At 36.1% G+C, this 13345-nt stretch carries 6 protein-coding genes; all 6 read right to left on the minus strand.

The window, feature by feature from the left end; genetic code table 11:
• Positions 1–125 precede the first annotated feature (125 nt).
• Positions 126–947 (minus strand): acetolactate decarboxylase, encoded by an 822-nt coding sequence (locus E5D58_RS14250; protein WP_136482931.1) that lies wholly within the window; start codon positions 945–947, stop codon positions 126–128.
• 14 nt (positions 948–961) lie between these two features.
• A complete protein-coding gene (locus E5D58_RS14255; protein ID WP_136482933.1) occupies positions 962–2530 on the minus strand; it encodes a nucleoside hydrolase-like domain-containing protein in 1569 nt (522 codons plus the stop codon).
• On the minus strand, positions 2527–4713 hold the full coding sequence (locus E5D58_RS14260; RefSeq protein WP_136482935.1) for a beta-N-acetylhexosaminidase family protein: 2187 nt from the start codon (positions 4711–4713) through the stop codon (positions 2527–2529). Before E5D58_RS14260 ends, E5D58_RS14255 begins: the two co-directional genes overlap by 4 nt.
• Positions 4714–4868: 155 nt before the next feature.
• Complete coding sequence (locus E5D58_RS14265; protein WP_235835930.1) at positions 4869–7604, minus strand: Ig-like domain-containing protein; 2736 nt, start codon at positions 7602–7604, stop codon at positions 4869–4871.
• A gap of 480 nt (positions 7605–8084) precedes the next feature.
• A complete protein-coding gene (locus E5D58_RS14270) occupies positions 8085–10541 on the minus strand; it encodes a BNR-4 repeat-containing protein (protein WP_136482940.1) in 2457 nt (818 codons plus the stop codon).
• 30 nt (positions 10542–10571) lie between these two features.
• Entirely contained in the window at positions 10572–13157 is a 2586-nt protein-coding gene (locus E5D58_RS14275; RefSeq protein WP_136482942.1) for a T9SS type A sorting domain-containing protein, read from the minus strand.
• Positions 13158–13345 lie beyond the last annotated feature (188 nt).

The following is a 13345-nucleotide window of genomic DNA, read 5'->3' on the forward strand; positions in this document are numbered from 1 at the left end:
ATTAATTAAAGCGAACTGTTTTCCTAAAAAATGAACCACTAAACACTAAATATCATAAAGCCTTTATACGTCATATTGAAAAACCATCATATTTAATCAATGTCACTATTGTAAAATTACAACCATTAATTATACTGAAACTCACTATCAAGTTTTACATTTTCAAAGGATTCATTTTTGGGAAGGTCAAACGCATAACTTGTTTTTTGATCCCAAGGTACCTCTATGTCGTACTTTGTTTTAAACTCCATAACATGACCGCCCCATTTGCGGTCATCAGAAATAAAATGAAAATGATGACCAAAGGCATTAATATTACCAATATATTCTGGACAATAAAACCCAACTAATGTTCCACTAATATTTTCAGCTTCAAAAACAGGACGAATAGGTAATAGTACATCGAGTCCATCTGTAAATGGTTTTTCTACTTTGGGCACACCTCCAAGTTTAATATAATCGAGTTTTACAGGTACTCTATACGCATAAAAATAATGCTCAGATTCCATTTCGGTATTTAGCCTTTTTTGGAACGATGCATAATCTATTGGTCCTTGTACTTGAAAGCTACCGTCCTTATTGAAAAAGGTAGCATCGGAATATACAATTTCGTCCTCATCCTGTCCTATAGTTATTTCTCCGTTTTCCCTGATTCGGTAAGGAACGCCATCGAGCATAACTAATTCACCGTCCAAATAATCAAATGAGCCCAAACCAATATCGCCTTTTGTTTTAAGTTCCGAAACTTTTAAGTCACCATCAAAAACTCTATTTACAAATGCAAACCAAATGGAGTATTGGTAAAATACATCTGGCTTTGACTCACTATCTACTTTAGATGTTTGCGCAATTTTTTCCTCATCTACTGATTCAGTGAGCTTAGAATTTTCTTTGCAACCTAAAAATAATGTTAAAACTAGACCGAAAAGCACTATTCTATTTTTCATAATATCTTAAAGTTTTAATAATTAGTAACAATAATAACCATGCGTTTATAATCAACCAGAGGAACGATGCTATTATCATCTCGAACCTCTAAAATCACATGCAATTCCTTGGTTGCTACGTCAATTGGAATTTTAAACGAGGTTTTAATACTGGTATCGTTTTGAATTTTAAGAGGTAGATTATATGGTTTTTTTCCTGCTTCGTGGTATATCCACCACTTATAACTCAAATTATCCCCGTCTGGGTCTGTAGAACCCGTAGCGTCTAGAACCACCTCTTCATGGTAATTGTATTTTGCCTTTACAATTTGATTTGAACTAACACCATTCAATACCGCAACTGGACGATGATTAGCTTTACTAAAAGGTTGAACACACCAATCCATTCTAGCTTTTAAATCATTCCAAATTGCTTTTCGCCAGCGCCAAACAGGAGTATACTCATCAGCATAAATTTTGCCATCTTCGGGATTTGCCCAAGTATCAAGAATAGAGTCTCCATCAGCATAGGCCTTATATGGTAAATACGGTTGTTCATCTAATTCAACAATTGAAAACCCTGAAGGTGGATTAGGCAGTTCTTTAGCTGAATAGCGTCCACCCCAGCCTCCCCAAGAGGGTTCCGAAATATTTGATAAAGCTGGATTAACAAGCACCAACCAAGGAATAGTGCCTCCCCCACCAATAAAATGATAGGTGTCGCTTACTTTTCTATTTGGATATAAGGCTCCTAGTTCACCATGATTGGTTTGCACATTTTCTTTAAACCACTGGTGTTGTCCAAATGGTGAATATTCATAAGGTTGCCATACATGAGGCCCAAGATTTGAATTAGACGGACCGCCAAAACTTTTATTTTGATGGGTGGCCCGAATGTAAAATACCTCTGGGAATTCATGACAAATCCAAGCACCACTTTCATCTTGTCCAGAATTATCATAAACTCTTAATTTGGAAAGAAATGTTTTGAGTTTTTCTTTTGAATGGTTTGCTTTTAGGTGAAATAAAGCCTGAGCAAGTGTATTCATTCCACCATTTGATAATACTAAAATAGGTCTGTCATCGTCTTTGAGCATAGCATTTACTATTAATTTAGCGCCATCACTGGTTTTGCCTAAACCTACATCCTTCATCCCATTTCCAGACTGACCCGAGGCTACGATACTATGTAGATGTTTTGGTGTTTTCCAGCCTTTTTCATGAAGTTGGATGTTTGGATATACTTTTTCATAACCGTCAATGTAATAATGAAACAACTCGGGCATCAAAACTTTAACGGTATCCTTCGGGGTTGGTCTAAAATAACGCCCTGTAACTGCTATTAAACCTTCTAAATCAAATGTATTGGAGTACATCAATAGATGCACAAGTTGCTGTTCATCATCAGGGTCATGCCCTATATCAGACATTAAAATGAATCTGTTTTTAGTCTTTTTTTTATAAATTCTAGAAACATTTTCACCTTCAATCGCTTCCGTATTAAAATCGATACTGTCCTTCTTTAATTTTCCTTTGTTTCTTGAGCAAGAGCAAACGTTAAAAAGAATAAGTATGCAAATTATTGTATAGCTTGTTATTTTCATTTCTGTTTTTCGGTTCTGGCAATTTCCAAATCCTGTTTAACCCATTTGGTAATTTGATTCCAATCTATAATACCTACTCTATTGGTCCATAAAGGATTATGATTTTGTAACATGGCTTGATGAACGTACAGTTTCCAAAAACCTAATGCATTTTCTAAGGCTTTCACTGCCAAATCTTGGTACTCCTTTTTGTTAGAATTTCTAAATAAGGCTAAATAAGTTGCGCCTTCAATTTTATATCCGTAATATTTCCCTAAAAACGAAACGGTTTTTATATCGTTTAAAGTTAACTGTAATTCTCTATTGTTAGTTTCTTCAATTCCCTCCAATTCTTTTAAAGCATTATCTGCGACAGTAATAAGGTTTTTAGAAACCTCTAGAGGTGTTGTTAAAGTAGTATTGTTTCCTTCGGAAACCATTTTCACATACTCTGGAATGGATTGATTTCCAGATTTGGGATGCACTCCTAGTGATATAAACCGATTAACATCATGAAACCCTGTTTCATTTTCCGCTTGACTTGGACGGCTCTTACACCCTTCAATATACCATTGAAAATCGAGACTTCCCCAGTGAAAACCTGTAGTCAATGGGTAAACCATAGAGGCATTTTGCCATGCTGAAAATAATTTATTGGCCCCTAGGTCTGGAAAACGACTTCCCAATATATCCTTAAATCGCTCATTCGTTATAGAAGGGTCGAAACTTAATCTTCCCCATAACAACCATTGATACCAATGCTTTTCTACTTCAATTTGATTGGGTGTTTCAGGTGCTTTGGTCAAAAAATCACGCCCCCATATCCATTGATCCGAACCAAAGTAAATACCTTTAGCAACATCTTCATAAGGCAGATTATTAATAAATTCCCTCGTAAAATCCGGGGCACCCCACCTAAAGTAAAAGGTGTCATCATTTCGTAAGCCCCATAAAGTTTTCATGCCTTCAATTTGCTCTAAATAATTAGCATTTTCATGATACGGTTGTTTTGTAGCACTATACACATGCGCTTTGGCATATTTAAAACAAAACAAAAATTCTACATTTTCAGCCTCTACAACAGCCTTAAATTTTTCAGCAATTTCTTTTGCGCCTGATTGGTGTTGCCTATGTATAAATTTAAATTGTCTTTCAGGCATTTCCTTGGCTGCATCTAAAATACCAAGACCATAAGTATTATAAGCCCAATCTTCCCGTTCTTGGTGATTCGCTCCTTTCATATTCTCCCCTGTTGTTAATCCAATACCAGCCAAGTCCGGATAGGTAATAAATAGTTGTTTAATACTTTTTCTAAAATAATCCGTGGTAATTTCATTATCTCTATCGTCTGTGATGCCGTATTTCCCTTGTGTACCATAATCAAAAATATTCCATGTTACGATAAGGAAATCTATATTTCTACTTTTGCCATAGGACATTACTTTTTTCCAGAATTCAATTTTTTCGTCAATAGTTATTCTTTTTAAAACTTCTACATTTTCTAAAATTTCTGGTGCATTAAAACCAATGGCCATAAGATTATAGTTTTCCTTCCATTCTACAATAGAACGTTGCACGTCATCTAACGCAATATCCTCATATCCAGGCACTTTCACTAACGACGGAAACGGATGTAAGCTCCACAGCGAAATATAGTTATACCGGTAACGTGCCATTGTATCTATGTAGTCTTTCCAGAATTCAAAATCCCACATATGTGGTATATTATATTGTGCGGCATCGCAAACATCGGTATAACTCGGCGTACGTACATCTAATGGGATGTTAAATTTAGGTCCGCGCATCTCCAAATACGGATTTCTTACCATGGTCTTCACCCCTTCTATACCATATAGTTTTATCTGCTCTGTTAACTCCAACGTACCATACATTAAACCTGCTTCATCAAAGCCAGCAACTTCTATGTTACCATTTTCTTTTTTTATAGAAAACCCCTCTTTTTTTAGCTGAGATTCCTGTTTTACTCTCAATACAATAGTAGCTTTGTCCCTTTCTGATATATCAAATGGTTGGGACATATCACTTCCTACTAACATCAAGTCTTGCAATGCAAAATGTATTCTAGGATCGTTTGAAGAAGCATAAACACCTATTTTATTTTCGGGTTTTGAACACCCAATTATGAATAAAACAAGACATAAATAAAACACCTTGTACAGAAGTGTCTTCTTAAAATTGAACATGGTTATATCTTTTTCTAAAGATAAGGAAAGTCTTTTGAGAAACTATCCTGCCCTCTATGGGAGGGATAGATTTTATCTGCTAAAAAAAAGACTGAAGAAATTAATTCTTCAGTCTTTCATATGGGTAAAAATATAGTAGTACCAAACCGCGATTGCTACTTAATAACTAGCTTTTTTAGGTAAGATTGACCATTAGCTATTATCCTAACAAGATAGATTCCAGACTTAAACCTGCCATCATTATTAATTTTAATGTTAGAAGCTGAAGTAGAACCGGCATAAACTAATTTTCCGAGAATATCATTTATTTGAATATCTGCTTGTTTTAATCCACTTAGTGCAATTGTAAAATCTGATTGTGCTGGGTTAGGATACACCTTAATTTTAACACCCTCTTGCTCTGCATCACTTAGCACTAACTTTGCCTCTGAGCTTTTTGCGCTTGACCCTGTTAAAATCTCAAATTCTGTAATACTTACCCAGTTACTTAAATAGTTATGTGCCCCAGTAACCGTTAACTTAACGTAGCGTGCCACGCTATTAAAACTTGTTGTTAGTGGTTGGCTGGCACTTGTATTATTCGTTTCATCAGCCAAAACAGCAAAGCCACTATTAGGTGAATTTGAAGTTTCTACGCGATATTGATAGGCCCTATCTAGATACGTCCACATTTGAGTACCTGTTATTTGTCTGCTAACCCCTAAATCGAATACCACAGATTTTGAGAACCCTTGAGCACTCCACCTTGAATTATCGTTGGTATCTCCATCTAATAAATTTTGAGCCACATTAGGTACTTGTTCAGCTTCAACAGACTCGATGGTTGTATCTACCGCATTGACCGTTAATGTTATTGATGTTTCTTTAGTTAAGCCATCATTGTCTGTAGCTACGGCTTTTAAAACATGCGAACCTACTGGCAAACCTGTTAATTCATTTTCATTCGGGGTTCCCGGCTGCCCCCACTCATAAGGCGCAATGTTTTCTTGGCGCACCAATACATCGTTTATATATAGCTGAACATTAGCAATGCTACCATCAGCATCTGTTGCATTCACTAGGGCGTATAAGCTATAACCCTCATCTACACTCATACTACCTGATGGTTGGGCAAAACTAACCAATGGCTCAGATTGAGCAGGGTCAATTTGAACGGTTACAACTTCAGAAATTAACTTAGTATTATCCGCATCATAGGCTGCTACATCAATGGTGTAATTACCTGCTGCAGTTGGTTCCCATGTGGTTTCATAAGGTGCCGTATTGTCTTGTTTGTAAAAAGCACCGTTAACTCTAAAATTTACTTTTGAAATCCCGTTTGTTGCGAAGGCATCAGCTTTTAAATCAATGACATCACCTAAGGTAAATATTGAGGCATCCGAAGGAGCTGTTACCTCTGCGGTAAAAGTAGGACCAGAACCTTGATTAATATCCAAATCAATAACTTGAAGATGAAGTGGCTGTGCACTCCCAGATGTCTTTTCCATTAAATAATAATAGAGTTTTCCATTATTGATATGCACTCTACCGTGGTCAAAAGTTTTACCAGAAGTAACTTGATATACATTAGAAAAAGTATTGGTTCCTCCTTGAGCTTTATCAACAAAAACCCTTCCATTCTTTAAACCAATAATATATACGCTGTCCCCAGATGTATAAATTGAAGTTGCTCCGGTAAAATCCTCAGAAGTAATGAAATTATTGGCACCAGCAGGTTTGTAGGTATGCAGATATTTTGTGACTCCATATTGATCATCTCTAACTTTACTTATTATATGAACATCACCGTTTTCTGTAACCGTCCAGTCGAAATCACTAACAATATACACCTGATTTGTCTGTGTGGTTTGAACATAATCTCCCGGTTCCATGACTTTTATTAAATCAGCATCATAAAGGGGTATCGATATGGAGGTTCCTGAATGATTTTTCCAAGCATTTGTCCCATCTTGATTATCAGAATAGGCATAATACACGCCATTTTGATACCGGTATTTATCGTTGTTATTCGAAGATCTGCGCTGGAAACCAATCCTGATTTTACCATTCACATACTTCATGTTACCGTATAGCCCCCAATTGTAGGTTATCCCAGATTGATTTTTTGCGTTTAAAACATTAAAATGAGTAAAACTAGACCATGTAGATGTACTCGCTGTATATTTTGAGAACTTATAAGCGCCATTATTATTTCCCCCTTCACGGATATACATAAAGAGGTCTCCTGCATCATTCAAAAAGAATTTCGGATAAGTTAAGGCAACAAATTCTGATTGGGCTGCTGCACCAGGCATTCTTAAATGCTTATAACCGCCGCTAGTATTTTGTACGAATTTATCTAGCGTAAAATCAGCATCTGGCAAAGAGGCTGCGTTTGAAATAGAATACGAATATCTAAAATAATCATTAGCCAAACTCCCATCTGATGGTTTTGTAGCACTGTAAGCATGCATATCATATAGTAAATGAATGGTACCGTCTAATGGACTTACCCCGACAGCAATAGTATTGTGCGACTCTCCGATCCAATATTTGTTTTGATATCCTGTATGGCGGTGAGGAAATTCAATAGTTGCTTTTGTTCCCGTAACTGTGTTATACCGTGTTAACATAACATGACGGTCGTCTTTACCTCCGCGATACCAGGTCATAAAAACATATTCGTTATAGGTCTTAATACAATCGCCATGCGCAGATATATTTCTACCAAAGTAATAATCGTAGGGTGTACTATCCCCAGAATTTGACGCTGAACTACCCACTTTACTTCCGTCAAAGTGTAGTCCAAAATCCGTTATTTTTATATCCTGCTCTAATTGAACTTGGGCATTTAACTTCAAACCTGTTCCGAGAATAACACAGAAAGCTAGAGCAAGCTTTAAGTGGCTCATGATTGAGACTTTTGCATGTGTAATTTTTTCCATTTTGCTATTAAACTTTTAGTTGGTTATTATATTTTGGCATTTAAACCAAAATATATCTTCTTCAAATTTTAAAAAATCTACCATTCAACTATCCTGTACAGTCATGATTGATTTGTTAACATAAAAGTTAAAAAATTACGTTATACGCAACAAAAACAAGGTTTTTAAATGATATTGTCAATTTATAAAAATTATATAAAATAAAATTCTTACATCGATGAAGTGCACAAACTAGACTCACTCATTAATAAAACCTTAGTTAGTAGGCGATTATTGCAAGTTTAAGGCATGTGTTTCTTTTGGTACATTTTGATTGCCTTTATAATAGTATTAATACCAATTTAATGCTTGAGTTTTGATCACTTGTTAACAGGATACAATAAAAAAGCCAGAGATATTTAACATACTCTGGCTTAGAATTTAATCAAAACTATATTACTCAGTCTTTTATCGTACTATTAATTTGGTATGATATACTTTTTGCCCATCAGCAATAACCTTTATCAAATACATTCCTGCCTCAAAAAGACCATTATTATCTATGTGCAACTGATTACTATTTATGACATTTGAGTATACCGATTTTCCCAAAATATCATATATAACAACATTGGCTTTATTAAATCCATTTAGGGCAATAGTAAAGTATGAGTCTGCAGGGTTTGGGTATACTTTAACTGACCCATTATTAACTAACAGATCATTATTGGTGCTCAAGGTTGTAGACTCCACATACCATTTTGAGCGATCATCTGTATTAGTGGAGTGCTCTATGATACCATTTTCGTTATGATATAAGTACTTTGAATTATTGCGGGTTCTAAAACGAAACGTACCGTCATTTTCAGCAATAACCGTCCATTGCTTATCAGAATCTGTATTAGGAGCTCCAAAACCAGTATTAATGATATCGTTTGGAGGATTTCCTGCTGCTCTTAAAACACCTCGGTCTGACCTTTTACTTTCAATATTATAAAAACTACCCGACCTAATAATTTCCCATTCTTTGTCTCCTGCGGCCACATTATTATCGGTATCGCTCTCAACAACATCACTACCCACAGAATGTAAATATTTCCCACTTACAACATTCTTGATTCTATATATATCGCCTGTTAAATCATTTGGATCGAAGACCTTAGTATTCACCGTAATTATGGAAGAATTAACCGTTTCAGCACTTGCATTATAGGCAATTGCTTGAATGGTATAGCTTCCTACTTCAGTTGGTGTCCAATCCACTGAATATGGCTCAGAATTATCCTCGCTAAAATATGCACCATTTACCCAAAACTCGACTTTCGAAATACTGCCATTTTCATCTATAGCTTCTGCAGATAAAGGCGTTATTTCATCAACAAAATAAGTCTCCCCATCAAATGGCGATGTTAAAGACACTCTAAACGGTTCTTTTATGATATTTAAATCTATAATTTGTAGATATAATGGTTGGGCATTACCAGATCCATTTTCCATCAAGTAATAATAAACTTTACCATCCTTAACGTGTACCACACCATGATCGAAAGTTCTACCCGAATTTGCCTGATAAACCCGTTGAAAATTATGTGTTCCACCTTCCGTTTTATCAATATATACGCGTCCGTTTTGAAGCCCTATCATGAAAACATCATTGCCAGATGTGTATAGAGCTGACCCGCCCGCAAAGTCTTCAGAAGTAATAAAATCTGTTGCTCCAGACGGTTTATACGTATGTAAGTATTTTGTGACATTATTTTCATTGTCTTTAACTCTACTTATGATATGAATATCTTCATTTTCCGTAACCGTCCAATCAAAATTACCGACTATATGCACTTTATTTTTCTGAGTAGTAGCTACATAATCTCCAGGTTCCATAACTTTTATATAATCTGCATCTAACAATGGTAGAGAAAATGATTCTCCCTTATGGTTTTTCCAACCCGTAGCACCACTTTGATCATCTGAATACGCATAATAAACACCATTTTGATATTGGAATTTATCATTATTATTAGAAGACCTCCGTTGAAAGCCTATACGTATTTTTCCATTTACATATTTAATATCGCCATACAGCCCCCAGTTATACGTAATACCAGGTTGACTTTTAGCATTTAATCTATTAAAATCAATGAAATTACCCCAAGTTCCTGTAGCTGCGTTATACTTGCTAAACTTATACATACCGTTGTTATTCCCACCTTCTCGCATAAAAAACAGAAGATCGCCTTGGTCATTTAGAAAAAAGCTCGGATAGGTTAATGCAACAAACTCTGATTGCGCCACGTTGCCTGGGGTGCGTAAGTGTTTATAATCCCCTACCACGCCATTGTCAAGCACAAATTTATCTAATGTAAATTCATTATCTGAAACCGTTGCCGCATTAGTAACCGAATATGAATATCTAAAATAATCATTAGCCAAGCTGCCGTTAGAAGGCTTTGTTGCGCTATAAGCATGCATATCGTACAACAAATGTATAGTACCATCTAAAGGGCTTATACCTACGGCACAGGTATTATGCGACTCACCAATCCAGTACTGATTTTGATAACCGGTGTGACGATGTGGAAATTCTATGGTAGCAACAACACCTGTTAACTTGTTGTAGCGCGACAGCATTAAATGCCGGTCTCCTTTTCCCCCACGATACCAAGTCATAAACACATAGTCGCCAAAAGCCTTTACTGCATCACCATGAGCCGAAATATTACGACCAAAAAAATAATCATAAGGAGCACTGTCTCCTGTATTTGGAGTGCCATTTGGTACTTTGTTACCATCGAAATGTAAGCCTAGATCGGTAATTTTAATTTCGTTTTCTAGAACGACCTGAGCAGTAATATAGAAAAAACCTAATCCAAAAAGTAGTGAAAGGTATATACACTTTTGATTTCCATTAAAGTAAGTCCTTTGCATGATTATTAATGTTAAATTAAATTATTTTAATTATCTAATCATAAGTTTTGAATGGAAAACTCGTTGATTATCATCAGTAATTTTAATTAAATATAAGCCTGAATTGAATCTACCATTGTTAGCAATATCCAATCTATTAGAGGTTATAGTATCTTCATAAACTATTTTCCCTAGCATATTGTATATCACAATTCTAGCATTGTTCTCATCATTCAGCAAAATTGTAAACTCATCCTTAGCTGGGTTTGGATAAATCTTTGCTAAGAAGGAGTTGTCCTCAAACTCTTCAGTACTTAATGTTTGAACAAGAATGTAACGAAGTGGGCTAATTGCACCCCCATTTTGAAACCGTACTTGATCACCTGCTGCCGCTGGAGCTACACTATATCTAAAGTTTCCTTGTCCAGGTGGTTTCGCGAATAATGCATTGTTTCCAGCATCAGTCCAACCATTCGCTTTTCTTCTTTGAAACTGGTCATAACCGTAGTTTTCATCACTTGTATCACTTATCGGCACACCAGTTCTAGCGCTAACTCTAATTTCAGGATCTGATCCGGACCCATCATAAGTTGATTGATCTACAATCATGGTCCATGGTCCAGCACCAAGAGCAGAGAGGTCTGCTGTAATTTCAACATACCCGCCAGAAGCTGGTTGTCTATGGTTTGTTACAGTCCAAAGTTGTGTTGCTTCAGCAGGTGCCGTCGTTATTTCTGCAGCCCACTCTAACTGGCCAGTTGTGACATTAATTGTCATATAAAGTTCAGTTTCAGACAAATCACATGTTGCAATCTTATAAACATTAGGTTCAAGCCATAGTTCAGGACATGGTGGATCTGTAGAATCAACAACCTTAATATTAACAGTAATTTCGTTGGAAGATACTGTTTCATTATTCGCATTATAAGCTACTGCTTGAACCGTATAAGCCCCTTTAGTATCTGGTGTCCAATCTAAAGCATATGGCTCAGTTGTATCTTCTCCAAACAACGTACCATTAACCATAAAATCTACTTTAGAAATACTTCCATTTTCATCAATAGCATCTGCCGTAATCTGGACAGTTTCACCAGTATAAACCGTTTCTCCGTTATTCGGATTGGTTAAAGTAACCCTAAAGGGTTCTTGTACTATATCCAAATCGATAATCTGCAAGTATATAGGTTGGGCACTACCGGATAGATTTTCCATTAAATAATAATAAGCTTTACCGTTAGCTATGTGAACCCTTCCATGCCTAAAAAGTTTACCTGTCGTTGCTTCATAAACTCTTGTGAAATTATTGGTACCCCCTTCTGCTTTTTCTACAAATACACGTCCATTTTTCAATCCGATTAAAAACACACTATTGCCCAAAGTATAAACCGCTTCACCACCTGAAAAATCTTCCGATGTTATAAACTCCGTAGCTCCTGAAGGTTTATACGTATGTAAATACTTTGTAACGTTATTTTCATTGTCCTTTACTCTGCTAATAATATGCACATCTTCATTATCAGTTACCGTCCAATCAAAACCACTTACAATATGCACTTTATCTTTAACAGTAGTCTGCACATAATCTCCCGGTTCCATTACCTTTATAAAATCGGAATCGTACAAAGGTGTATCAAAACTTTCGCCTTTATGATTTTTCCATCCACCAACGCCATTTTGATTATCGGAATAGGCATAATACACGCCATTTTGATGGCTAAACTTATCTTGACTATTTCCTAACCTTCTTTGGAATCCTATTCGTATTTTACCGTTTTCATATTTAATGGTTCCGTATAGTCCCCAATTATACTGGATACCAGGCTGGCTGTTAGCATTCAAGCTATTAAAATCCACGAAATTACCCCAATTACCTGTACTAGCATCGTAGCTTATAAATTTGTACATCCCGTTGGTATGCCCCCCTCTACGCATCCACATAAATAAATCGCCATCATCGTTTAAAAAGAAATGCGGATATGTTAATTCAAGAAATTCAGATTGAGGGGCAGTGCCCGGCATTTTCAAGTGTTTGTACATGTCGTTTGAGCTTTGAACAAACTTATCTAAAGTGAAATCTGCATCGGGCAATCCTGCAGTATTTGGCAAAGAGTAGGTATACCTAAAATAATCATTGGCCAAACTACCATTAGAAGGCCTGTTAGCACTATAGGCGTGCATATCATACAATAAATGTATAGTCCCATCAATTGGGCTTATTCCAATAGCAATAGCATTGTGAGCTTCCCCAATCCACCATTGATTTAGATATCCTGTATGCCTATGAGGAAACTCTATTGTTGCCATAGAGCCAGTAACAGTATTGTACCTGGTCAACATAACATGACGGTCTGTTTTACCTCCACGGTACCACGTCATAAACACATAGTCACCATAGGACTTAATACAGTCCCCCTTTGCAGTAATGTTAGCACCAAAGTAACGGTCATACTTATCATCATCACCGTTATCTGGAGCATTGGCTGCAACCTTATCCCCATTTAAGTGAAGCCCAAGGTCTGATATTTTAATTTCGTCTTCTAAAACAACTTGAGCCGCTATAGTACTTGAATATGCTAATAAAAGTAAAATCAGAACACGTCTATAACGTGCTCCTTTTTGAGCGTAACTTTTTTTCACAACTTTTTTTTTAATAATCTAACAACAGACTATGGTATAAAATTAGGCATATTTTTTAAAAAAACTCACCTGCACTGTGCTGATGTGACATTTGTGAGTTTGATGAAAAGTCATTTTAAAGAAAAGCTCAATTATCTCAAAGGTAAAGACCAATATATATTATGTAGCAGCAATCACTTCCCTTTTTC

This window comes from Cognatitamlana onchidii (genome assembly GCF_004804355.1).
GTDB lineage: Bacteria > Bacteroidota > Bacteroidia > Flavobacteriales > Flavobacteriaceae > Cognatitamlana > Cognatitamlana onchidii.

Bases quoted from the DNA above. Each gene is read 5' to 3' on its own strand.
- E5D58_RS14250 (WP_136482931.1), bottom strand. From the start codon at position 947: ATGAAAAATAGAATAGTGCTTTTCGGTCTAGTTTTAACATTATTTTTA.
- E5D58_RS14255 (WP_136482933.1), bottom strand. From the start codon at position 2,530: ATGAAAATAACAAGCTATACAATAATTTGCATACTTATTCTTTTTAAC.
- E5D58_RS14260 (WP_136482935.1), bottom strand. From the start codon at position 4,713: ATGTTCAATTTTAAGAAGACACTTCTGTACAAGGTGTTTTATTTATGT.
- E5D58_RS14265 (WP_235835930.1), bottom strand. From the start codon at position 7,604: ATGAGCCACTTAAAGCTTGCTCTAGCTTTCTGTGTTATTCTCGGAACA.
- E5D58_RS14270 (WP_136482940.1), bottom strand. From the start codon at position 10,541: ATGCAAAGGACTTACTTTAATGGAAATCAAAAGTGTATATACCTTTCA.